20 protein-coding genes are annotated in these 24,181 nt (G+C 61.4%); 11 read left to right on the forward strand and 9 right to left on the reverse strand.

What is annotated here, in order from left to right; all coding sequences use genetic code 11:
• Positions 1–8 precede the first annotated feature (8 nt).
• The 5 genes from P3T25_RS06865 (at position 9) to P3T25_RS06885 (ending at position 6,316) form a co-directional block, all read left to right on the forward strand.
• Entirely contained in the window at positions 9–917 is a 909-nt protein-coding gene (locus tag P3T25_RS06865; RefSeq protein ID WP_154563655.1) for a class II glutamine amidotransferase, read from the forward strand.
• A complete protein-coding gene (locus P3T25_RS06870; RefSeq protein ID WP_154563657.1) occupies positions 905–1,594 on the forward strand; it encodes a protein glxC in 690 nt (229 codons plus the stop codon). Before P3T25_RS06865 ends, P3T25_RS06870 begins: the two co-directional genes overlap by 13 nt.
• Before the next feature lie 25 nt (positions 1,595–1,619).
• Positions 1,620–2,981 carry an FMN-binding glutamate synthase family protein gene (locus tag P3T25_RS06875; RefSeq protein ID WP_154563659.1) on the forward strand — a complete coding sequence of 454 codons (1,362 nt, stop codon included), beginning with the start codon at positions 1,620–1,622 and terminating at the stop codon, positions 2,979–2,981.
• 80 nt (positions 2,982–3,061) lie between these two features.
• Entirely contained in the window at positions 3,062–4,498 is a 1,437-nt protein-coding gene (locus tag P3T25_RS06880; RefSeq protein WP_154563661.1) for an APC family permease, read from the forward strand.
• Complete coding sequence (locus P3T25_RS06885; protein ID WP_429357741.1) at positions 4,499–6,316, forward strand: bifunctional protein-serine/threonine kinase/phosphatase; 1,818 nt, start codon at positions 4,499–4,501, stop codon at positions 6,314–6,316.
• 64 nt (positions 6,317–6,380) lie between these two features.
• Here P3T25_RS06885 and P3T25_RS06890 read toward each other — a convergent pair whose 3' ends face one another.
• Genes P3T25_RS06890 through P3T25_RS06920 form a run of 7 tightly spaced genes read right to left on the reverse strand, consistent with a single transcriptional unit; the run spans position 6,381 to position 14,772 of the window.
• Positions 6,381–8,732: a DUF1989 domain-containing protein gene (locus P3T25_RS06890; protein WP_429357742.1), complete on the reverse strand. Its 2,352-nt coding sequence runs from the start codon at positions 8,730–8,732 to the stop codon at positions 6,381–6,383.
• 22 nt (positions 8,733–8,754) lie between these two features.
• Positions 8,755–10,122: a flavin-containing monooxygenase gene (locus tag P3T25_RS06895; RefSeq protein WP_154563667.1), complete on the reverse strand. Its 1,368-nt coding sequence runs from the start codon at positions 10,120–10,122 to the stop codon at positions 8,755–8,757.
• 28 nt (positions 10,123–10,150) lie between these two features.
• Positions 10,151–11,008 (reverse strand): formyltetrahydrofolate deformylase, encoded by an 858-nt coding sequence (gene purU, locus P3T25_RS06900; protein WP_054041202.1) that lies wholly within the window; start codon positions 11,006–11,008, stop codon positions 10,151–10,153.
• 51 nt (positions 11,009–11,059) lie between these two features.
• On the reverse strand, positions 11,060–12,190 hold the full coding sequence (locus tag P3T25_RS06905; RefSeq protein ID WP_154563669.1) for an aminomethyltransferase family protein: 1,131 nt from the start codon (positions 12,188–12,190) through the stop codon (positions 11,060–11,062).
• Positions 12,191–12,241: 51 nt separating this feature from the next.
• Positions 12,242–13,258 (reverse strand): heme-dependent oxidative N-demethylase family protein, encoded by a 1,017-nt coding sequence (locus P3T25_RS06910; protein WP_154563671.1) that lies wholly within the window; start codon positions 13,256–13,258, stop codon positions 12,242–12,244.
• 12 nt (positions 13,259–13,270) lie between these two features.
• Positions 13,271–14,206 (reverse strand): PDR/VanB family oxidoreductase, encoded by a 936-nt coding sequence (locus P3T25_RS06915; protein WP_154563673.1) that lies wholly within the window; start codon positions 14,204–14,206, stop codon positions 13,271–13,273.
• Complete coding sequence (locus P3T25_RS06920; protein ID WP_414693464.1) at positions 14,203–14,772, reverse strand: dimethylamine monooxygenase subunit DmmA family protein; 570 nt, start codon at positions 14,770–14,772, stop codon at positions 14,203–14,205. The genes P3T25_RS06915 and P3T25_RS06920 overlap by 4 nt, the downstream gene beginning before the upstream one ends.
• 288 nt (positions 14,773–15,060) lie before the next feature.
• Here P3T25_RS06920 and P3T25_RS06925 point away from each other — a divergent pair, with 288 nt between their 5' ends.
• Genes P3T25_RS06925 through P3T25_RS06935 form a run of 3 tightly spaced genes read left to right on the forward strand, consistent with a single transcriptional unit; the run spans position 15,061 to position 17,158 of the window.
• Complete coding sequence (locus P3T25_RS06925) at positions 15,061–15,783, forward strand: sensor histidine kinase (protein ID WP_154563677.1); 723 nt, start codon at positions 15,061–15,063, stop codon at positions 15,781–15,783.
• Positions 15,755–16,402, forward strand: coding sequence for a response regulator (locus P3T25_RS06930; protein WP_154563679.1), 648 nt, complete (start codon positions 15,755–15,757; stop codon positions 16,400–16,402). The genes P3T25_RS06925 and P3T25_RS06930 overlap by 29 nt, the downstream gene beginning before the upstream one ends.
• 15 nt (positions 16,403–16,417) lie before the next feature.
• The gene (locus P3T25_RS06935) at positions 16,418–17,158 is read left to right on the forward strand and encodes a PAS domain-containing protein (protein WP_154563681.1); all 741 of its coding nucleotides are present in this window, start codon (positions 16,418–16,420) and stop codon (positions 17,156–17,158) included.
• A gap of 66 nt (positions 17,159–17,224) precedes the next feature.
• Here the strand turns inward: P3T25_RS06935 and P3T25_RS06940 are convergent, their stop codons facing one another.
• Positions 17,225–18,913, reverse strand: a complete 1,689-nt coding sequence (locus P3T25_RS06940; protein ID WP_168435832.1) for an APC family permease — start codon at positions 18,911–18,913, stop codon at positions 17,225–17,227.
• 193 nt (positions 18,914–19,106) lie between these two features.
• On the opposite strand from P3T25_RS06940, the gene P3T25_RS06945 reads away from it, so the two are divergent.
• Entirely contained in the window at positions 19,107–19,802 is a 696-nt protein-coding gene (locus P3T25_RS06945; protein ID WP_154563685.1) for a mobilization protein, read from the forward strand.
• A 17-nt stretch (positions 19,803–19,819) separates the two neighbouring features.
• On the opposite strand, the gene P3T25_RS06950 is transcribed toward P3T25_RS06945, so the two are convergent.
• Entirely contained in the window at positions 19,820–20,773 is a 954-nt protein-coding gene (locus P3T25_RS06950; RefSeq protein ID WP_154563687.1) for a LysR substrate-binding domain-containing protein, read from the reverse strand.
• A 342-nt stretch (positions 20,774–21,115) separates the two neighbouring features.
• Here P3T25_RS06950 and ansP point away from each other — a divergent pair, with 342 nt between their 5' ends.
• Together ansP and P3T25_RS06960 are read left to right on the forward strand one after the other, a co-directional pair.
• Positions 21,116–22,612, forward strand: coding sequence for an L-asparagine permease (ansP, locus tag P3T25_RS06955; protein ID WP_266240925.1), 1,497 nt, complete (start codon positions 21,116–21,118; stop codon positions 22,610–22,612).
• Between the two features lie 102 nt (positions 22,613–22,714).
• The gene (locus tag P3T25_RS06960; protein WP_168435833.1) at positions 22,715–24,130 is read left to right on the forward strand and encodes a circularly permuted type 2 ATP-grasp protein; all 1,416 of its coding nucleotides are present in this window, start codon (positions 22,715–22,717) and stop codon (positions 24,128–24,130) included.
• The last annotated feature ends 51 nt before the right edge of the window (positions 24,131–24,181 follow it).

A 24,181-nucleotide genomic window follows, 5' to 3' on the forward strand; every position in this document is an offset into this window, starting at 1 on the left:
GAAGCACCATGTGCGGAATTGTGGGCTTGCTGGTCAAGACGCCGGCATTGCGCGAACGGCTCGGCGAACTGATGGTGCCGATGCTGATCGGCATGACCGAGCGCGGACCGGATTCGGCGGGCCTCGCGGTGTTCGGCAAACAGGTCGAAGCGAGCCAGCGCAAGCTGAGCATCTACGCGGGCTTCACCGACGAAGGCGCGGACTTCGCATGGCAACCGCTGCTGGACGCATTGAACGCGGCAATGGACGTGACTGCCCGTGCCGATGCGAAGGGCAATCATGCGGTACTGACGGTGCAAGGCAATGTCGAGCGCGTGAAGACGTGGTTGCGCGAGCGCTATCCGAAGCTGTATCTGCTGTCGAGCGGCCGCTCGATCGATCTGTACAAGGATATTGGCTCGCCGTCGCAAGTCGCCGAGCGTTATGACTTTGCGAACCTGACAGGCTCGCACCTGGTCGGCCACACACGTATGGCGACCGAATCGGCGGTGACGCCTGACCGCGCCCATCCGTTCACGGCCGGCGACGACTTCTGCCTCGTCCACAACGGATCGCTCTCGAACGCGCATGGCGTGCGCCGCAAGCTCGAACCGCAAGGCATTCACTTCGATACCGACAACGACACCGAAGCCGCCTGCCGCTTTCTCGAATGGCGGCTGCGCGAAGGCGACACGTTGCCGGTCGCCTTGCAGAAGGGTTTCGAAGAACTCGACGGCTTCTACACGTTCCTGATGGGCACTTCGACCGAACTCGCGCTGATTCGCGATCCGTTCGCGTGCAAGCCGGCGGTGGTCGCGGAAAACGACGACTACGTCGCTATCGCTTCCGAGTTCCGTTCGCTCGCGCATCTGCCCGATATCAAGAACGCCAGGGTCTTCGAACCCGCACCTGAGGAGATGTATGTATGGAAAGCCTGACTTTCGATCTGGCGCGCACGACGGTCCGTGAGCTGAACCAGTTCCTGCACAAACCGGCGAGCGAACTGGAGGGCCAGGCGGTGACGGTCGTCGCGCCGAATGGCGCGCATAACCTCGCAGTCGGCGTGGATGCGCCGGTGCAAGTGACGATCGCCGGTCACGCCGGCTATTACGCGGGCGGCATGAACAAACACGCGACGATCGAGATCGACGGCAGCGCGGGCACCGGCGTCGCGGAAAACATGATGAGCGGCAAGGTGCATGTGAAGGGTTTCGCGTCGAACGGCGCGGGCGCTTCGGCGCACGGCGGCCTGCTGGTGATCGACGGCGATGCGGGCCTGCGCTGCGGTATTTCGCTCAAGGGTGGCGACATCGTGGTGGGCGGCTCGGTGGGCAGCTTCTCGGCGTTCATGGCGCAGGCGGGCCGCATGGTGATCTGTGGCAATGCGGGTGATGCGCTCGGCGACTCACTTTACGAAGCGGTGCTGTACGTGCGCGGCGACGTGAAATCGCTCGGCGCGGACGCGCAGTACGAGCCGATGACGCAGACGGATATCGACGCGGTGCGCGCGCTGCTGACCGCCGCTGGCATGGACCACGACCCGGCGTCGTTCAAACGGATCGCCTCCGCTCGCACGCTCTATCACTGGAACGCCGACGCGAACCAGGAATATTGAACACACGCTCTCGAAGAAGGCCCCCATGGAAGCCAAATCCGTTCAATTCGTCCGCTTGCAGCAGGAAGAGTCGCAAGGCTACGACCGCAAGACGATCGACTATATCCACGCCGCCGCGCAGCGCGGCCTCTATGAAATTCGCGGTCTGGGCGCGAAACGCCGTGTGCCGCATTTCGACGATCTGCTGTTTCTCGGCGCCTCGCTGTCGCGCTATCCGCTCGAAGGGTATCGCGAGAAATGCGCGACGCAGACCGTGCTCGGCACGCGCTTCGCCAAAAAACCGGTGGTGCTCGACATTCCGATCACGATCGCCGGCATGAGCTTCGGCGCGCTGTCCGCAAACGTGAAAGAAGCGCTCGGCCAGGCCGCGACCGCGATGGGCACCTCGACCACCACCGGCGACGGCGGCATGACGCAGGAAGAGCGCCGCTCGTCGAAGACGCTGGTCTATCAGTGCCTGCCGTCGCGCTACGGCTTCAATCCGGACGACGTGCGCCGCGCCGATGCGATCGAAATCGTGATCGGCCAGGGCGCGAAACCGGGCGGCGGCGGCATGCTGCTCGGGCAGAAGGTCAATCCGCGCGTCGCCTCGATGCGCACGTTGCCGGCCGGCGTCGATCAGCGTTCTGCGAGCCGTCATCCGGACTGGACCGGCCCGGACGATCTGGCGATCAAGATTCAGGAACTGCGCGAAATCACCGATTGGGAAAAACCGATCTACGTGAAGGTCGGCGCAACCCGCACGTTCAACGACGTCAAGCTCGCGGTGCATGCGGGCGCGGACGTGGTGGTGATCGACGGGATGCAGGGCGGCACGGCGGCGACGCAGACCTGCTTCATCGAGAACGTCGGCATTCCGACGCTGGCCGCGGTTCGCCAGGCGGTGGACGCGCTCGAAGACCTGAATATGAAAGGCCAGGTGCAACTGATCGTCTCGGGCGGCATCCGCACCGGTGCTGACGTGGCGAAGGCATTGGCGCTCGGCGCGGATGCGGTGGCGATCGGGCAGGGCATGCTGATGGCGCTCGGCTGCAACAGCGATACGTACTTTCAGAACGGCGCGCTGCATTCGGCGGCGGCGGATTACGCGGCGCTGAATACGTCGCCGGGTTTCTGCCATCACTGCCACACGGGCAAGTGCCCGGTCGGCGTGACCACCCAGGACGCGGTGCTCGAACAGCGTGTCCAGCCAGATGAAGGTTCGCGCCGCGTGCGCAACTACCTGAAGACGTTGAACATGGAACTGACGACGATCGCGCGCGCGTGCGGCAAGCAGAACGTCCATCACCTCGAACCGGAGGATCTGGTCGCGCTGACGGTCGAGGCGGCGGCGATGGCGCGCATTCCGCTCGCGGGTACTTCCTGGATTCCCGGATGGACCAAATGAATTGAATTGTTTTGAGTTTTTTGACTGTGGAAAAGTTGAGTGCATTCAACCTTGATTCACCAATCTATCAGGAGCCCGACATGAGCACTCCGCAAAGCACCACGCAAGCAGCGCCGGCACCATCCGGCGGTCTGCGTGCCGGCACGTTAGGTTTTCCCGAGGTCATCGGCCAATCTATCGCGAACCTTTCACCGACCTTCACGCCGTCGATCAACGTGACCGCGATCGCGGCGCTGGCCGGTGCGGGGACATGGTTGATTTATGGTCTTTCGACGCTCGGACTGCTGCTGGTGAGCATGAGCATCATCGCGCTCTCGAGCCGGATCGCGTCGGCGGGTTCGTTCTTTATCTATATCTCGCGCGCGCTTGGGCCGATGGCGGGGGGCATTGCCGGCTGGGGCCTGATCGCGGCTTACGTGGGCACTGCAATGGGGGTTGGCGCCGCAGGCGTAGTGTTCGTGCAGAACGCTTTTACGGCCTGGGGTGTCAATATCCCGTCGTGGGCGGTCTACACGATCTTTGTCGGCCTGGCCTGGTTCTTCTCGGCGCGTGACGTGAAGCTCTCCTCGCGCCTGTCGCTGGCAATCGAAGCCGCTTCGGTGGTGATCGTGGGCGGTGTGCTGATCTATGTGCTCGCACTGCATCCGGACCATATCATCGACCATACGCAACTGGGTCTGCAGGGCGTGAGCGGTAAGGGCATGGCACAGGGCATGGTGCTTGGCATCTTCTCGTACGTCGGTTTCGAAAGCGCGGCCTCGCTCGGCCAGGAAACCAGAAACCCGTTGCGCGTCATTCCGCGTGCGGTGGTCTGGTGCGTGATCCTGTCGGGCCTGTTCTTCATGTTCGTGGCGTACTCTATGACGATCGCCTACCACGACGACGCAGCCAAGCTCGGCGGCGATTCGGCCGTGCTCAGCACCTTGCTTACGAGCGTCGGCGCCTCGCCGCTCGGTCCGGTGTTTTATCTGATTGCCTCGGTCAGCGCGTTCTCGTGCGTGCTTGCGTGCATCAACTCGTCCAGCCGTCTGCTGTATTCGATGGGCCGCTATCAGTTCGTGCATCGCTCGATGGGCATGGTGCACCGCACGCACCAGACACCGTACATTGCCGTTGCGTTTTCCTCCATCGTGACCTTTGTGGTGTGTATCGCGATGCTCGGCACGGGTCCGCTCAACACCTTCGGTTATACCAGTACGTTTGCGACCTTCGGCTTCCTGGTCGTGTATTTCCTGGTCGCCATCGCGGCACCGGTTTATCTGAAGAAGCAGGGCGAGCTCAAGACGAGCAACGTGGTGTGGGGCGTGCTCGGCGCACTGGCGATGGTCGGCGCGGTGATCGGCAGCGTGTATCCGGTGCCCGATTATCCGTATAACATCCTGCCGTATCTGTTCGTTGCGTATATGCTGGTTGGCGCAGTCTGGTTGTTGATGCTCAAGAAGCGCTCGCCGCAGGTGCTCGAGAAGATCGAGCACGATCTGGAAACAAGCGACGTGATGACCCACGGCAAAAAGTAAATGAATGAACCCTTCTCCCAGGATAGCTTGCCCGCACCGAACACCAGCCCGGTGCCAGACGATCCAGAGGGAAGGCCCGCTAGCGGTCGCGGAATGAGCGGCCAGGAAATCGATCTGCAGTTGAGGCCGGAGCGCGGCGAGTGCGCCGCGCTCGAGATCGGTTGTGTTTCTTTCCCTGCCCGCGCCCGCGGGCAGGATCACATTAACGAAGACTACGTCGGCGTGATGCTCGGCGATCTCGCGGCGCGCGCCGCGCGTGGCAGCGTGATCGCTCTCGCCGATGGCGTGAGCGGCAGCAAGGGCGGACGGGTCGCAGCCGAACTCTCGGTGCGGACCTTTATCGATGCCTATTACGGGCTCGCCGACACCTTGCAGCCCGGCGTGGCCGCTGCGCGCGCGCTCGAGGCGATACACGGCTGGCTGCATCAGATCGGCCGCGTCGACCCTGCACTGAAGCAGATGTCCGCGTCCTTTGCGGCGCTGATCGTGCGCCGCGCTACCGCGTATCTGGTCGCGGCCGGCGATGTGCGGCTCTATCTGCTGCGCGATGGCCAACTGACCCAGCTCGGTGACGACGACGTGGTGCCGGTTGCTTTCGGTTCGTATGTGGCGCACGCGGTCGGCATGCTTCCGACGCTGGTGACGCGCATCGAAACGCTTGAGCTGCGCGAGGGCGACCGACTGCTGATGTGCTCCGACGGACTCTATCGCCGCGTGCCGATGCGCGAACTGCAGACGGTGCTGGCGGCGCGCGGCGGTGCGCTCGAAACGGCACGGCGGCTGGGCGCGCTGGCGCTGACGCGCGGCTCGCAGGACGACGTGACGAGCGCGGTGCTCGATGTGGGCGCCCTGCCTTCGCTCGATGTCGGTTACCTCGAACGTGTGGTCGGCGTTTTGCCTATTCCGGCTGTTCCCGACGCCGGCGAGGTGGTCGACGGATATCTGCTCAAGAGCGTGTTGAGCGATGGCTTCTATTCGCGGATTTTCGCCGGCTACGATCTGGCCGATCCGAACACGCCGCTGGCGCTCAAGTTTCCCAAGCCGCGTGTCGAGCAGGACGAGAACGTGCGGCAGTCGATCGTGCGCGAGCGCTGGCTGGCCGGCAAGATCGGCGACGACGGCGTGCTCGCGCCGATGCCGATCGATGCCGACCGGCAAACCCGGCTCTATGTGGTGATGCCGCTCGGCGCAGGCGTCACGCTCGAAAAACTGCTGGCGGCGCCTCAGCCCATGGCACTGCCACGTGCGCTCAAGATCGCGCAACAGCTAGGCCATTCGATCGACGTGCTGAATCGCCGCAATATCTTCCATCGCGATATCAAACCCGAGAACGTGCTCGTGATGTGGGGCGATAGCACGCGCCTGCTCGATCTCGGTTTCGGTTATATGCCGGGCATGCAGTTGCCAGGCCCTGACGCCGCGCCGGGCTCGCCCGCTTATATGGCGCCTGAGTTGATGAAGGGCGCACAGGGCGATGCGCGCTCCGAGGTGTTCGCGTTTGGCGTGACCCTGTACCGGCTGTTCAGCGGCGGCAAGCTGCCCTACGGTTTTAATGGACGCGTGCCGCTCTATCAGTACCGGCCGGACGCGCCGCAATGGCTCGACCTGGTGCTGGAGAAAGCCCTGCAGACCGACCCGGCGCGCAGGTATCAGGACGTGCTCGAAGTCTGCGCTGATCTCGATCGTTTTTCGAGCGGTCGGGACGCGATGGCGCCGATTCGGCGCAAGCCCTTGCTCGAGAGCGATCCGGTGCTGTTCTGGCAGGTGGTCGTGGTGCTGTTGCTGGCGCTGCTGTTGTGGTCCTTGATGCGGCATTGAGCGGGGTTGGTGGCGCAGCCCCGCCGCGCTACCTGGCGCAAGCCGGGGCCCGTGCTGCAGCCGTTCAGGCGCGGACACGGCTCTTGTCCGGATCGTAGAAGATCGGCGCCACGACCTGAGCGTCGATGCGTTTCTGATGCCCGTCGATCTTGCCGACCTGCAAGCGTGTTCCCGGTTCGGCATAGGCGATATCGATACGGCACAGCGCAATGTTCTTGCCGAGGATCGGCGAACGCACGCCGCTCGTGACCACGCCGATCTGCGCGCGCGCGTTGTGTTGCCCGTGCACGCAATCTCCATGATGCGCGGGTTCGTTGCCGTCGAGTTCGAGTCCGACCAACTTGTGCCGCGGATGCGCGCTGCGGGCAAGCAATGCGTCGCGGCCGATGAAGTCGTCCGCTTTGGTTTTCAGCGGCACCGAAAAGCCGATGCCGGCTTCGAACGGATCGGTCTCGTCGGTGAACTCGTAGCCGGCGAAGATCAGGCCGGCTTCGACGCGCAGCATATCGAGCGCGTTCAGTCCGAGCGGAACCATGCCTAGCGGTTGCCCAGCCAACCACAAACGGTCCCACACGCGTTCGGCATCCTGCGGATGACACCAGACTTCATAGCCGAGTTCGCCGGTGTAGCCGGTGCGCGAGACCATGATCGGACAGCCTTCGTAATTGTCGAGCCGGCCGACCAGAAAGCGGAACCAGCCGAGCTTATCGAGTGCCGGCTGGGTGGGCGGCGTCCACACCATCTGCTTCAACAACTCGCGGCTCAGCGGTCCCTGAATCGACAGATTGTGAATCTGATCCGAGGCCGATTTGATCCACACTTTCATGCCGAGCGCCGCGGCCTGCTCGCGCAGCCAGACACCGGCGTAGTCTTCGCCGCAGATCCAGCGGAAATTGTCCGGGCCGAGGCGCAACAGCGTGCCGTCGTCGAGCATGCCGCCGTGCGGATAGCACATCGCCGAATACACGACCTGGCCTACCGCGAGGCGCCGGACGTCGCGCGTCAGACAGTATTGCAACAGGGCTTCCGCGTCGGGACCGATGATCTCGAACTTGCGCAGCGCGGACAGATCCATCATGGCGACGCGCTCCCGGCAGCCGAAGTATTCTTCGACGGTGCCGAAGCCCTCGTAGTGCGTGGGCAGCCACCAGCCGCGATAGTCGGTGAAATGGCGGGTGAGCGCCGACGTCTTTGCATGAAAGCCTGACTCGCGGGTCAGGACCGGTTCGGCATCGGGCGTGGTTCGGGTAGCCATGGCAATGGAGAAGCGTTCCTTGTTCGGATAGACGCGGATCTGGATATCGGTCGGATTCCAGCCGTTCGCAGGATCGATGTCGTCGGGACAGGACGAACTCACGCACACGAGGTCGGTCAGCGCGCGCACCAGCACGTAGTCGCCTGGACGCGACCACGGTTCATCGAGTGTCATTTGCTGATGGGCATTGATGCCGGTATTGAAGAAGAAATTGATCGCGGGCCAGCCGGGGCGCGGCGCCACGTTAAAAGCGGCGAGGGCACGGCTCATGTTGTCGCTGCAGTTGCTATGGCCGAAATAGCCCTGGCTTTCGTAATAGCGCGCCGCGCACGCCAGTGCAAATGAGTCGTGACGGCCCACCGTATCGCGTACGACTTCGAGCATGGGCTGCATGTTTCGATTGAAGAACTTCGAGAACAGGCCGGGAGCGGGATACGCATTGCCATTCAGCGTTCTCGTCACGGTCTGGTCGAGGTCGAGTTCCTTGTTTCTATCCAACGCGGCGAGATCGAAGGCGACGAAATCCGAACATTGCCGACCCGCGACGTCCAGTACCTGAATGTATTCTCCCGCGCGCACCGTGTACGCGGTGGCGGTGCCGGGCTGGATCGTGAAGTCGTTCAGCGTGTCGGCCAATGGTGCGGGAAGCGGCGGCGCGGCGAGCAGCGCGGGATTCGCGCGATCGATCGTGAGGCGCAAGCCGGTGGGCGGGTTCTGCGAATCGATTGCCCTTGCGGCACCCGGCGCGGCGACGATGACGAGCAGCGCTTCGGAGGCAATGAGTTTTCGCGTAAAGCCCGCCGGTGTGTCGCCGCTCCAGATAGTCGCCGCGGACTGCAATGCGCTCGCATGAACGCCACGCTTGAGCAGACCGGTCAGCACGTGCGAGGCCGCGCTGTTATGCAACAGACTCGCCATGAACGAAGCGCCCGCCGACGCTTGTAGATCGAGCGCGGCCAGCGCCGCTTCGCCGTGCGCATCGAAGGCCATGAGTTCGCAGGGCTGCAGGCCTTCGATATCCACGATCTGCAAAGTATCGCCGGGCGTGAGCGCGACGACCGTGAGGCCGCCGCCCGCCACGCGATATCGTTCGCATCCGGCCGCGCGAGCAAATAGCGCCGGCTCAGCGGGACGCGAGCTTATGGGGGTGCGTATCAGCATGTTCTTCCCTGGCTCGCGCCGCTTAGCCGGCGGTTTTCAACGCCGCAACGGGTTCGCCAAGATACGCGTCCATCGAGTCATCGAGTGCCGATAGCCACGGCGTGTGATGAGGCGGGGATTGCGTGCCAGTCATCAGCGAGCGATAGGACTTGTTGCGGTAGCCCATGATGTCGTCATGCTTGTCGTGTTTCCATTCGAGGAAAGTTCGGTTCACCCCTTCGATGTCGAAACTCGGGTAGTCGGTCGCATCGAGCAGCTCCTGAATGTAGCTGCCCTGAAACTCGAACATTTCCTGATGGGTGACGAGCTTTTCTTCTTTCGCGCGCCATGCGAGGCTGTGTGCAGTCATCTCCGCTTTCGACGGCGGCGTGATGCGTCCGAGGATCACATCGCGCGCATACCAGGCTTGAGCGTCGAACATGTTGAACGAATACCAGAGGTCCTGCATGCCGAGGTAGATCAGGCCCGGATTGTCTTCCCAGAAAATGCCTTTATAAAGGTTCAAAGGCCACAGGCGATTGCCGGTCTTCAGGCGCAGTTCGTCGGGTAGAAACGGGAAGTGATGCTGATACCCGGTGCACAGGATGATCGCGTCGATGCGCTTGTGCGTGTCGTCGGCGAAGTAAGCGATATTGCCGCGCACGCGCTGCAATATCGGTTTTTCTTCCCAGTTTTCGGGCCAGTGATAGCCCATCGGCGCCGTGCGATAGCAACTGGTGATGCTCTTCGCACCGTACTTGTAGCACTGGGAGCCGATGTCTTCCGCCGAATAGCTGCTGCCGACCAGCAATACATCTTTGTCCTTGAACTCCAGCGCGTCGCGGAAATCGTGTGCATGCAGGATGCGGCCGCCAAAACTCTCGAAGCCGGGGAAGCTTGGCGCATTCGGTGTCGAGAAGTGGCCGCACGCGTTGACGACGTAATCGAACTCTTCCGACGTCGTTGTGCCGGCGGAATAGTCTTGCGCAGTGACGGTGAATTTCCTGGTTGCGGCGTCAAAGCTCACCTGACGAACCGCCGTATTGAAGCGAATATAAGGCCGTACACCGGCTTTCTCGACGCGTCCGCGAATATAGTCCCACAGCACCTCACGCGGCGGATACGAGGCGATCGGTTTGCCGAAATGCTCCTCGAAGGTGTAGTCCGCGAACTCCAGACATTCCTTTGGCCCGTTGGACCACAGGTAGCGATACATGCTGCCGTGCACCGGCTCGCCGTTCTCGTCGGCGCCCGTGCGCCATGTGTAATTCCACATGCCGCCCCAGTCCTTCTGCTTCTCGAAGCAGACGATATCGGGAATGTCTGCGCCTTTTTCTCTCGCGGACTGGAAAGCGCGCAATTGCGCCATCCCGGAAGGGCCCGCACCGATGATTGCAACGCGTTTTTTCATGGTTTGCCGCCGATGAGTTGAGCCAGGGTTATCGGAAGATCACGGTGCGGTCGCGATTGAGGAAGACGCGATGTTCGGTATGGAATTTCACCGCACGCGACAGCGCCACCGTTTCCGTATCGCGCCCGATCGCTACGAGCCCGTCCGGTTGCAGGACGTGATCGACACGCTGCACTTCCTGTTCGATGATCGGTCCTTCGTCGAGATCTGACGTGACGTAGTGCGCGGTGGCGCCGATCAGCTTGACGCCGCGTTCGAATGCCTGGTGATACGGCTTTGCGCCTTTGAATCCCGGCAGAAACGAGTGATGGATATTGATGGCCCGGCCGGCGAGCTGCTTGCAGAGGTTGTTGGAGAGAATCTGCATATAGCGCGCGAGCACCACGAGTTCCGTCTCCGTCTCGGCGACGATCTTCAACAGTTCGGCTTCCTGCTGGTCCTTGGTTTCCGGTGTCACCGGCAGATAGATGAAACGGATGCCTTCGCGCTCCGCCATCGGCCGCAGGTCCAGATGGTTGGAGACGACGGCGGTGATCTGCATATGCAGTTGGCCTTTGTGATACCGGTACAGCAGGTCGGAGAGGCAATGGTCGAACTTGCTGACCATCAGCAGCACCTTCATCGGTTGCGCGGCGCTGTAGAGCTTCCATTGCATCGCGAAGTCGTTTGCGATGCTGCCGAAGTCGGTGCGTAGCTTGTCGATGCTGCCGGTCTTCGCATCGTTGAAGCGGAACACCGCACGCATGAAGAATGTGCCGTTGGATTCGTCGTCGAATTGCGCCAGCTCGCTGATATAGCAGCCCGATTGCGCGAGATAGGACGAGACGGCCGCGACGATGCCGGAGGTGGCCGGGCAACTGATCGTCAGTATGTAATTCTGGGTCACTGCGACACTCCTGAAAATACGTGAGAGACGTAACGGGAGACCGTCGACGGATCAGCCGATTGCGGTGCGTTTCTTCTTTTCCGGATCGTCGAACGGCAATTCGGCGGCGCTGGCACGGGCCTTGATGCGGCCGCGCACTTCGAGCGGCGCGCCGGGGCGTGCGTAGTCCACGTCGAGGCGGGCGATCGCCATCGAGCGGCCGGTCAACCGCGAGACCATGCCGCATGTGACGACGCCGACCTGCTTGCCGTCGTTCCACAATGCGTCGCCGCCGTTGGTTGCTTCGGTGGAGTCCACCAGTACGCCGAAGATCTTGAAACGCTCCTTGCCTTGCAGACGGAAGTGTTCGCCCGCGCCACAGAACTCGGTTTTTCCCGGCGATACGGTGAAGTCGAGGCCGAGCTCCCACAGCGTGTCGCCCGCCTTTTCGTTCGCGAACGGGTACATCTCGGAGTTGTCGTAGGGGAAGAACAGCAGATAGCTTTCGACGCGTAACCAGTCGAGCGCCGTGAACGCGCACGGGATGATGCCGGACGCCGCACCTTTGTCGAGGACGGTGTCCCAGATGAACGGTGCATCCGCGGCCTTGCAAAAGATTTCGTAGCCGCGCTCGCCGGTATAGCCGGTGCGCGAGATCATCACCGGCTTGCCGAAAAGCCGCGTTTGCAGGTGATGAAAATAAGGCAGATCGCGGATGCCCGGCACGTGTTCGGCGAGGAAGTCCACGGCGGCGGGACCCTGTAAAGACAGATCATGCAGATCGTCGTCGAACAGCACGGCGACCTGGCGGCCCTGCGCGGAGCGAACGAGGCGTTCATAACCGGTTCCGGAGCCATGCACGACCATGAACGCATTCGGCCCGGTGCGGTAGACGATGCAGTCGTCGATAAACTTGCCGTCTTCATTCAGCATCGCTGCATAAACCGACTTGCCGGGGTAGAGCTTGCTGACGTCGCGCGTGATTGCCCAGTTGAGCAGGCTCTCCGCGTGCGGGCCGACGTAGTGGACCTTCTTCAGACCGGATACATCCATCAAGCCAGCCTTGGTGCGAATCGCCTCGTGCTGATCGGCGAGGTCGCCGGAGTACGTCCATGCGGTGCCCATGCCGTTCCAGTCTTCGAGGTTCGAGCCCAATGCGCGATGACGGTCCGCGAGCGCGGAAATACGCCATGAATTAGCCATGTCTGCTACTCCAGAGGTGAGGATGTGTTGGTGTACGAAATCGACAACGCATCAGGCGCCGTTGTCGAACTGACTCAACCAGTCGACCAGGGTCTTCCGGTAACGCGTCATACCCTTGTAGTCGGCAATGGGCTCAGGCAGGTCGCGCAGCACCCGATGAAGACGGCGCGCCCACGCCGGCTGGGTGACGAGCTCGGCCATGCTGGCGAGATACGTGCGGATGCTGAACATCATCGCGTTGCTCTGTGGCAGCCGCGCCATAAATTGCAGTTCGACGCGCAGATGCACGCATTGCGCAACGTTCTCCGGCGTGACCTGGCCGCGCTCCGCGCCCCACAGGTGGTAATTCTCGGGAGCGGTATCGAGGCGCGGGTTGATCGTGAGTGTCCAATTCAGACGGCGTACCGGGCGGTCTACCTGGATATGCAGCAGATACTTCAGCGCGCGATCGAAAATGCCCATGTCGTGTGCCATGGGAACCGGCGAATGCCATTGCTTGAAACTCATTCCCGCATCGAACGCGAGCGACCAGTCGGCAGGGCCGGTGATGACACCGGCATCCATAAAGAGGTCGCCGTCGCGCTGATCGAGCAGCGCGATATCGCCTTGCGTCTGCCGCATGATGTATTCGAGCGGCTCGCACGGCAGCGTCTCGGCATTGCCGAAACGAAACGCCTGCTCAATGCCGAGCGCGCGATTGCGCCACAACCACTGGTCGCCTGCGCGGGTAAGTGAAAACAGTTTTGGATAATCCTGGGCGAGATGCTCCATGATCATTTCCAGCGCGTCCCACGACGCTCTCTGCATGTGCGGCATCACCATGCAGCGGCGCGAGTCGTTTTGCAGCACGATCGCGCGTTCGGCGACTTCGGAGCGGTAGTGCTCGTCGATATCGAACCAGTGCTCGAAGACCGAGCCTGGATCGCGTGACGTGGCCGGCTCGATATTCACCGAATACATGTAGGCGTCTTCGGGAAACGGGAAGGGGAAGCGGGCGATGGCGGCTTCGCTGTTGCGAAACGAAAACGTTTCACGATAGCTTTCGGCGGGCTTCAGAATGACGCTCATGGCGGGTGTTCCTCAAAGATCCAGGAAAAGGGAGGTGCTGTGGGCGCGCGAGACACACGGCATCAGGTGCGTGGCGCGCTCGGATTCGTGAAGGAACAGATCGCGGTGGTCGACCTCGCCGGCAACGTGACGGGTCGAACACCGACCGCAGACACCGCCGCGGCACAGGTTCGGGATGTCGAGTCCGCTTGCTTCGAGCGCTTCCAGCAGGCTCTGGTCTGCCGCCACTTCCAACCTCGAGCCACTACGCATGAGTGTCACGACGAACGGCGTGCCGGACTGCGGCGCAGCAAAGGCTTCCCAGTGCACGCGGCCGTCCGGCCAGCCGAGGGCACGAGCCGTGTCTCGTACCGAGTCCAGAAGGGTTTGCGGACCGCACACGTAAACATGCGTGCCCAGCGGGCGACCGCGCAGCACCCGTTCGACATCGAGGCGCGCACGCTCACCGTCGTATCCATGGAAGCGGCTGCCGAGGCGCTCGCTCAACTCGGCGCGATATGCATCCGTGAGCCCTTGCCGGTAGGCGTAGTGCAGTTCGAAGTCGGCAACATCGCGCTCCAGTGCGGCGACATGCGCGACGAACGGTGTGATGCCGATGCCCCCCGCGATCAGGATGTGAGCGCGAGCGCTGGAATGCAGTGCAAACAGATTGGCCGGCGGCGTGATTTTCAATGCCGCACCTTCACGCATTTGCTCATGCATGAATACCGAGCCGCCGCGCGAATCGTCCTGTTTGCGTACGGCAATGCGATAGCTGGATGCGTCCGCCGGATCGCTAATCAACGAATAGGCGTTGCGCAATGGGCGGTCATCCAGTGGCAACTGCACCTGGATATGACTGCCCGAGGAAAACTTCGGCAGCCGACCGTGCCTCGCGACCAGGGTGAACTCGCGTACCACCGGCGTCAGCAGCCGCGTTGCTTCGACTCGAACCTCGATTGTGTTCATGCGTGGCGCACCAGGTAAGGACGATCCGGATCGGCGCAGACGCCCAGATAGGCACCGACGCGCTGCGAGAAATGCTGGCGCACACTCAGGTTGATGCCGCAGCCGGCACATTCGACTTCGGGCAGCGCGTCGTACACATGCGAAGCGCTGCAGTGCACGCAATAGACGGCGCGCGGTGCGGCATCGAGCTCGGCAGTGATTTCTTCCGGCAGCATGCCGGCCTCGCCGGCGAGGCGGCGGATGCGCCAGATGAACGCTTCGTCGCCGCATACATAGAGCCGTAAGCCGATTGCCGCGCGATCCAGGGTCGCGAGAAGATGGCGATCGAGCGCGTCGTGTGTCGGGAAGAACGATGCACGGCGAGCCGTTGCCGACGTGTCGCCTTGAACGAGCAGCGTGCTCACGTCAGGCTCGACCGGCAGCGTCGCGATGAAAGCTTCGACCTTTGCAAGTGCGTCGGCTTGAACGACCACAACGTGTTGGCGCGCATCCTCACATATCCGGAGCGCCTGATATCGCGGAAGACTCGGAGGCGAGCCTGGTGTTCTATCGTGCGTCAGTGTCATGTCTTTAGTCGCCGGTTCTGTCGATGCGGGTCAAGCACGTGGATCATGTTTCGCTTCAAACGTGTGCATTTGCATCTGAACTAAAACGGGGCGTGTGCTCCATTCGAGTGCGTTGCGAATCGCTGGTCTGACGGATAAAACACCCGAAAAGCGGCGTTCCCCACAAGCAAAATAGTTTCTTAAAGGGAAACACCGTTCAATCCTGATAACGAGGTATGCCCAAAGGAGTAGTGCCGCAAACGGCACGTTTCTTGCCTCTAAGATCGCTTTTCCCGTGGGGTGGCCTGGATGGCGGTGACCCGGACCCTGGTGCAGCGCGATGCATCCACGCAACTGGTGGATGGGGGCGGCGAGGTCGATTGCGACGCGGGCACCCGTGCGCTTATCCGTGAGCTTCACGATTCGGTCGCACAGCAACTGGGCTTCATGTCGTTTCTCGTCAGCCGTGTGCAACAGCAGGTGCGCAATCCCGAGGCCGCCGAACCGCTGCTCGCGGAATTGCGGACCACGATGACGCGGTTGCAGCGCGACGTTCGCCAGTTGATCACCGGTGCGCGCCTGACGCTCGAAGGGCGCTCGTGGCGCCAGGCGCTGGCTGATTCCGTCGATGAATTTTCGCGTCGCTGCAACGTGGTCTTCGAACTGGATAACCGCATGCCGGAAATCGAACTCGCGCCGGATGTCGCGCTGCACGCATTGCAGATCGTGCGCGAAGCGTTGTCGAATGTGGTCCGCCACGCGCATGCAAGACATGCGCGGATTGAAGTGATAGACGACCCCGCAGGCGCTTTGTGTGTGACCGTGACTGACGACGGGCTCGGATTGCGGCCCGCATCGGTAGAGGAAAATCACTATGGCTTGGAGATCATGCGCGAGCGGGCGCGTGCGATAGGCGCGCAAGTTGCAATCGAGAATGTGCAGCCGAATGGCACGCGGGTGCGCCTGCTTGTCCCGAATGACGATGCCAGAAAGGAGTTCCTTGATGGGTCCGACGACGTTGCTTCTGATTGACGACCATCCGCTGTTCAGGCGTGGCCTCGCCGAGTACTTCAACTCGACCGGGGAGTTTCAGGTAGTCGGCGAAGCTTCCAGCGGCCGGCAGGGCATTGCGCTCGCGGAGCAGTTACGACCCGGCCTGATCCTGATCGATCTTCACATGCCGGGACTCGGCGGCTTGCATGTGCTCGATGAATTGGGCCAGCTCGAGATCGAGAGCCGCAAAGTCGTGCTGACCGCTTCGCTCGATCGCAAGGAGTTATTGAGCGCGCTTCGTCTCGGTGCCGACGGCTATATGCTGAAGGAAACCGAGCCCGACGATCTGCGCTTATACATACGCAACTGCGTGCAGGGCGTGATCGTGCTGGACGATTGTCTGGTCACCCTGCTTGCGAAAGACGACGATGGTCCCGAAGGTGAAGGAGGCGCTCGCCGGGTCGAACTGACCGAGCGTGAAGCGCAGACACTGGCGCTCATTTCGGAAGGCATGAGCAACAAGCAGATCGCCCGGCAATTGGGCATCAGCGATGGCACCGTTAAGGTCTATGTAAAGAATCTGCTGCGCAAGCTGAATTTGCGTTCCCGGCTCGAACTGGCAGCGTGGGTTCACCGCGATGCTCTTACGCGTCAATGATGAAGGCGTAAACGAATGCAAGACAATGCTGTTGTAAGCGAATTCGCCGCAGCCGCGATGAACCTCGATGCCTATCCGGTCGCGTTGCTTCAAGTGGATAACGAGGGCAGCATTCGCAGCGCTAACGCTGCATGGTCCGAACTGATGGATGCAGGCGCCGTGGGCGTCGAGATGGCCGCATATGTCCATCCGGAGGATCGCCTGATCTGGCGCGAGATGCTGGCGCGGCTGCGTAACGAAACCGGCGTCTGTAGCCGCGAGCGGATACGCTTCGTTCATCCTCGCGGTCAGCTTCGCTGGTTGGAGGTGGCATGTCGCCGGCACGAAGACGCCTTCTTTATCTCCGCGTTCGACACCACGGCGCAAAAGCGTCAGGAGACTTCAATCGAAGCCAGGTTGCGTAGTGCGATGGGACTCCTGAACGGCGTACCGGGATTGATTTATCGCGGCCGCAACAATCCATCGTGGTCAATGGAATTCGTCAGCGACGGCTGCGAAGAGTTGACGGGCTATCCGGCCGCCTGGTTTGTCGACAGTCACGAACATAGCTACAGCCAGTTGATCGTGCCGGACGACGTCGATTACGTCTGGCGTGGCGTGCAGGAAGCACTGGCGGATCGCAGGCCGTTCGAACTGCGTTATCGCATTCGCGGCGCGAATGGCGATGTGAGAAACGTATGGGAGCGCGGCATCGGTATTTATTCGGCCAGCAGCGAGGTGCTGGGTATCGAAGGCGCGATCTTTGCCGTGCGATGAACTTCGCCCGTGTTGCGCGGAGAATCGCGCAACACGGGCGTTCGGTCTTCAGAGCAACGCGCGCAATCAGGTCGTGATCCAGTGGCTCACGAAGACGACTACCACGCCGAGCACTAACGCCGCATACGGCAGGAAACCCGCGCGCCGTTTGGTACTGGCGTTCGAAAGATCCATGTCGTCCAGCATTGCGTCCGGGAAGCGGCCTTTGTCAGTCACGTAGTGGCGCCAGATGAACACCGGCACGATCAGCGCCGAGAAGACGATGCCCGAAATCAGCGTGCCCTTGCCCCATACATCCGCACCCAGTCCCATCAGTGCGAGATTGACGAACGACAACACGGCGCCGGCGCCGAGTACCCATTTTGGCGCTTTGAAAGGGCGCTCCCAGGTTGGCCGGTCGAGCCGATGGATCCACGCGGCATTGAGATTCAGGAAGTTGAAGATGATGTAGCCGACATTCGACATCGCGAGTACGACGACGTAGTCGGACATCAGCAGCAGCACGAGATTGAATACGAGGTCGGTCCACATCGCGCGGGTCGGTGCGCCGTTGTGGTTGACGTGCGAAAGATATTTGGGCAGCCAGCCGTCGACGGAAGCCTGGTAGAGCGTGCGCGACGAGCCCGCCATCGAGGTCATGATGGCGAGTACGAGCGCGAACACCAGCATGGGCTTCAGAATGAATTCACCCCAGTTGCCGGCATGCACGATTTTCGCCATCGCTTCGGAAACACCCATGCCGCTGTAGATGCCAGGCGAAAGAATGCCGTCATAGACAGCGGGTTGCGTCACATTGCCAGCGGCATCCTTGACCTCGGGCGAGACGAGTTGGCCGAGACCGAGGGCGCCCTGGAACGCGAGTGGGACTAGCGTAAAGAACACGAGGCACAGGAGTCCGGAATAGACAATCGCCTTGACCGTGTCGCGGCGCGGGTCCTTGAATTCGCGTGTATAACAGACTGCCGTTTCGAATCCGTAGGTGGACCAGGCCGCGATAAAGAGTCCGCCGGCCATCAGTTCGATACCGCTCAGATTCCACGTGCCGTCTATCACGCGGCCGCCGGCGTCTTTTGCCAGCGGATAGAGCGGGAAAAGATTGTGCATTGGCAGATCGCCCGTCAGCAGCGGGTAGACGCCGACCAACAGGAGCGGCAGCAGTGCGGAGATCGCGAGAATCATCTGGAGCCGCGCGGCTTGAAGGATGCCGCGGTGCTGGATCGCGAAGGTTGTCAGCAGAATCGCGGCACCGATCACGAAAGTGGCATTGACTCGCAGACTCAGGCCGCTCGACAACCAACCCAGATCGACCAGCGTGATTTGCCAGGTGTTGATTGCGGCGGTCGCCGGGAACAACATGTTCAGCACGTAGCCTGCGCCGAGGCCCGAGCCGATCGCCAATACCGGCGACCACGCGAACCAGTTGCACCACACGGAGAGCGGAGCGAGCAGCTTGCTGTAGCGCACCCAGGCGACCGCGCCATACACCGATGCGCCGCCGGACTTGTGCGGAAACAGCCCGGCGATCTCAGCATAGGAAAAGGACTGGATGAAGCCGAAACAGATCGAAATCGCCCAGATGATCCACGACGGCTTGCCGACGGTCGCCGCAATCGAGCCGATCGAGAACAGCACCAGCGCCGGTACGCCGCTGGCTACCCAGAATGCGCCTGCCCAGCCGATCTTTCTATGAAGTCCTGTTGCGTCTATCGGCGCGGCAAGATGAAGCTCCTGACCTGCATCATTTACGGAACTCACGTTCGGCTCTCCAGAGGTGTTGTCACTCTGGCGACATTCACCGGCCAATATCGGTGGGGCAAGCGGCGCGAAGAGGTACTCCCTTGGAGGGGGAAATGGGAAATCCTCTGTAGACTAAGTCGCAGTTCCGCCTTTTAGATCTGGTATTTTTTGTTTTCAACCCAGCCGGCTTCATAACCAAGGATCTGCACAGATGAGCTTCATCCACTTTATTGGCGGCGAGAAGGGCGGCGTCGGCAAATCGCTGGTCGCCCGCGTTTTGGCCCAGTATTTTATCGACGAGAGTATTCAGTTCGTCGGTTTTGACACCGACAAATCACATGGCGCCTTGTTGCGCTTCTATGCCGATTTTGCAGCTCCGGCAGTACTCGATCAGCACGACAGCCTGGATCCCATTATCGAACATGCACTCGAAGATCCGCAGCGGCGTGTTCTGGTCGATCTTGCCGCTCAAACGCAGCAGTCTCTCGGACAATGGCTGGACGATGCGGACGTCATCGGTCTTGCCGAAGAGCACGGTCTAACGCTGACCTGGTGGCACGTCATGGACGCAGGACGCGATTCGGTCGATCTGCTGCGACAGTGGCTCGACCAGTTTGGTGGACGAATCAAGCTGGTGATCGTATTGAACGAACTTCGCGGTGACCGCTTCGAGATCCTGGACGCATCCGGTGAACTCGCGCGTGCTGAAGCGCTCGGCGCGAGCGTGATCACGCTGCGCCGGCTGCCCGACGCGACGATGCAGAAGATCGATCGGCAAAGCGCAAGCTTTTGGGCAGCCATCAATCATCATGATCGCGCCGCCGCAGGCTTGGGCATGCTTGAGCGGCAACGCGTCAAAGTGTGGCTACATCGCGCTTATGGTGAATTGGCCAAGCTCGCCTTATAGCTGCGCACCGACTGGCCTCACGCCGCGGTCAGGATGTCTGGTAACCGATCCACCCGCGGCTCAATCAACTGGGAGCTGATGAAAGCCCAAAGCTGTTCTGCCGCCTGGCCCCGCTCCTTGACCGGGCGGTACAGGCGTATCTCCAACTCAGTCGCCCAGATGTCCGAGCCAGCGCGAACCAGATTTCCTTCGCTTAACTCTTTGGCGATACAGCTTTCCGGAAGCCAGCCGATTCCGTGGCCGGCTACAACCATGCCTTTTAACGCCTCTGACATGTGGGTCTCAAAGCAGCGGAACAGCGAGTACGGTTCCGTCGCGTTCATCAACAGCATTTCGACAACGTTGCCAAGGAATGCACCGGATGAGTAGGCGAGCAGGGGCAGCGGTCTGCTGCTCTTGCCAGGGAGTTCGAAGAGAGGCTTGCCGTCACTGCCTGCTGCCGAGACAGGCACGATGCGCTCGACACCGAGTGTAAGGAAAGGAAAGTGATTGGGATCGAGAGCGATCGGCAATTGCGGGTGGTGATAGCCAATCAGCAGGTCGCAGTCGCCTGCCACGAGGTGTTGCACACCCTCGGGCACGTTGACGGCCTGAACCCGGGCCATGATGTGGCCGAACTCGCTGGTCAGGCGCTTGAGCCAGTCGGGAAAAAGCGTAAAGACGAGTGTATGGGCAACCGCGAAATGAACCACATGGTCGTTTTCGGCGAACTGTTCGTACCCGCCCACCAGGTTGCGTGCCGCATGCATGCTGCGCAGGATGTCCGCCGCGAGACTGCGAAACATCCGGCCGGCGGGCGTGAGGGTGATCGGATTGACGCTGCGATCGACGAGCTTCGTGCCCATCCACGTTTCGAGCGCCACGATCCGTCTACTGAAAGCTGACTGGGTGAGATGCCGGCTGCGCGCCGACCGGGAGAAACTCTTCGTATCCGAAAGGCTAAGAAAGTCTTCCAACCACTTTGCTTCCATATTGATCACTTGTGTTGGGTCAATCGACAACCGCGTCTGTGCGACGCGGCAACGCTAGCCTACCGTTCCTCATTGCAAGAATACCGATGTTTTTTTTCGATAGGTGTTAGTCGAAATATGCATGAGCGTTGCCCCCATAAATTGGGCTACATACCTTTTGTCTGCCTGCCCTCGGTGACCCGATACAAACTGCCCTTGGTCCGGCGCTAAAAACGAACGACTGTTCAAAAATTTACGTTGTTGATTTGCAGCTTAATCGATGCGCCATCGCGCATACATCCTTCCGTATATGTCTCCGGGATTGCGAAGTCAAGTGCCCGCATTAAAAGGATTGAACTGATTATGTCCACACTGCACAACCCAAATTCCCCGGCATCCACTGGCGACGTAGATAAGAAAAGCTGGCTGGAGTCGCACGAAGCGGGATATCACAAAACGTTGGGTAATCGTCAGGTTCAGATGATTGCCATTGGCGGCGCGATCGGCACTGGCCTCTTTCTCGGCGCGGGCGCGCGCCTGCAAATAGCGGGTCCTTCGCTTGCCGTCGTCTATCTTGTCTGTGGCGTTTTCTCGTTTCTGATCCTGCGCGCGCTGGGTGAGCTGGTGATGCATCGGCCGAGCAGTGGCAGCTTCGTGTCGTACGCCCGGGAGTTCCTCGGTGAAAAAGCTTCGTATGTCGCCGGCTGGATGTACTTCCTGAACTGGGCGATGACCGGCATCGTCGACATCACGGCCGTCGCGCTGTACATGCATTACTGGGCGGCGTTCTCGTCCGTGCCGCAATGGATCTTCGCACTGATTGCGCTATGCATCGTCGCGGCGATGAACCTGATCGGCGTGAAATGGTTTGCCGAAATGGAGTTCTGGTTCGCGCTCATCAAGGTTGCCGCGATCTCGCTGTTCCTCGTGATCGGCTCGATCATTCTGGGTACCGGGACGCACGTCGGCGGGCACACCACGGGGGTGCATCTGATCAGCGAGAACGGTGGGCTGTTCCCGCATGGTTTGCTGCCTGCGCTGGTGCTCGTGCAGGGCGTCGTGTTCGCGTTCGCCGGCGTCGAGCTGGTCGGCACGGCTGCGGGCGAATGCAAGGACGCGCGCAAGGTGCTGCCGCGCGCCATCAACAGCGTGATCTGGCGCATCGCCGTGTTCTATGTGGGCGCGGTGGTATTGCTGGTCTGTCTGTTGCCGTGGAGTGCCTACAAGGCGGGGCAGAGCCCGTTCGTCACGTTCTTCGCCGCGCTCGGCGTGCCGGGTGTCGGCTCGGTCATGAATGTCGTCGTGCTGTCGGCGGCGCTGTCGAGCCTGAACTCGGGGCTGTATTCGACCGGGCGGGTGTTGCGTGCGTTGTCGATGGGCGGCTCCGCGCCGCACTTCCTGTCCCGCATGAGCTCGCAGTCGGTGCCGTACGCCGGCATTCTGGTCACGGTCGCGATCTATATCGTGGGTGTCGTGCTGAACTATTTCGTGCCGTCGAGCGTGTTCGAAATCGTGCTCAACGTGGCGTCGCTCGGTATTCTCAGCACGTGGGGATTCATCGTGGTTTGCCAGATGAAGTTGCGTCAGGCGGTGGCCCGTGGTGAGGCTGAGCCGGTGACGTTCAGAATGCCCGGCGCGCCGGTGACGTCCTGGCTGACGCTGGCGTTTCTGGTGGGGGTGCTGGTATTGATGGCATTCGACTATCCGAACGGCACGTGGACCGTTGCCGCGATTCCGGTCGTGGCCCTGATCCTGGTTGCCGGCTGGTACGGGGTGCGCCGCCGCGCGCATGCGATGATGAAGCCGACGATCCCGTCGGTCGCCCTGACTCAGAGCGTGCTCGAGGACAACGCGGGCTAATGCGGGCTAATGCGGGCTAATGCGGCGGCGCGCAGCGCCTCCCTGTTGCATCGACAACAACAGTAACAACAGCAACAACAGCAATAACGACGGAGAACCGAAGTGAAGCCATTCGATGAGATGCTGACGTCCGCTGACGGGGTCCGCGCGCCTTATGAACTGCTCAAGCAATGGCTCGATACGCAGCATCCTGCGAATCTCGCGCAGAAGGCGGATGACGCGGAAAGTGTGTTTCGCAAGACGGGCATTACGTTTGCCGTGTACGGCGAAGAAGAGGCCGCCGAGCGTCTGATTCCGTTCGACATCATCCCGCGCATCATTTCCGGTTCGGAATGGACGCGCCTTTCGCAAGGCATCGAACAGCGCGTGATCGCCCTCAACGCCTTTCTCGACGATATCTATCATCGTCAGGAGATCGTGCGCGCCGGGCGTATCCCGAAGGAACTGATCGCCCAGAACGAGGCCTTTCTGCCGGAGATGATCGGCTTCCGGCCGCCGGGGAACGTCTACACGCACATCATCGGCGTGGACATCGTGCGCACGGCCGAAAATCAGTTCTACGTGCTGGAAGACAATGCGCGCACACCCTCCGGCGTCTCGTACATGCTGGAGAACCGTGAGACGATGATGCAGCTTTTCCCTGAGCTGTTTCAGCAGGTCAAGGTGCGGCCGGTCGAAGCCTATCCGCAGCTGCTGCGCGAGTCGCTTGCCGCGGTGTGTCCGCCCGGCGGCAACCAGGACAATCCGACCATCGCGGTGCTGACGCCCGGTATCCACAACTCCGCGTACTACGAGCACGCGTTCCTCGCCGACCAGATGGGGGTTCATCTGGTCGAGGGCAGCGATCTCCAGGTGGTGGACGGCCGCGTGGCAATGCGCACAACCGAAGGGTTCCGCGCCATCGACGTTCTGTATCGCCGGCTCGATGACGCCTATCTCGATCCGCTGACTTTCCGGCCCGATTCTGTGCTTGGCGTCGCCGGCATCATGGACGTCTACCGCGCGGGCAACATCACGATCGCCAACGCACCGGGCACCGGCATCGCCGACGACAAGGCGATCTATTCCTATATGCCGGAAATCGTCGAGTTCTACACGGGCCGCAAGTCGATCCTGGAGAACGTGCCGACCTGGCGCTGTTCCGAGCCGGGCAGCCTGAAATACGTGCTGGATCATCTCGAAGAACTGGTGGTGAAGGAAGTCCACGGGTCGGGTGGTTACGGCATGCTGGTCGGGCCCGCCGCGTCGAAGAAGGAGCGGGAAGATTTCGCAGCCAAGCTCAAAACCCGTCCGAACAACTACATCGCGCAACCAACGCTGGCGCTGTCGACCACACCGATCCTGACCGAAAAAGGTCTCGCGCCGCGCCACGTGGATCTTCGGCCCTTTGTGCTGGTGTCGGACCGCATTCGCATCACGCCGGGAGGTCTGACGCGCGTCGCCTTGAAAGAAGGCTCGCTGGTGGTCAATTCGAGCCAGGGCGGCGGCACCAAGGACACCTGGGTATTGGCTGACTGAGGGCCGACTGAGGGCCGGTGGCGAGCCTCACAGAACGCCAGCCTGATACAG

It is taken from the genome of Paraburkholderia sp. GAS32 (genome assembly GCF_050434225.1).
Classification (GTDB): Bacteria; Pseudomonadota; Gammaproteobacteria; order Burkholderiales; family Burkholderiaceae; genus Paraburkholderia; species Paraburkholderia madseniana.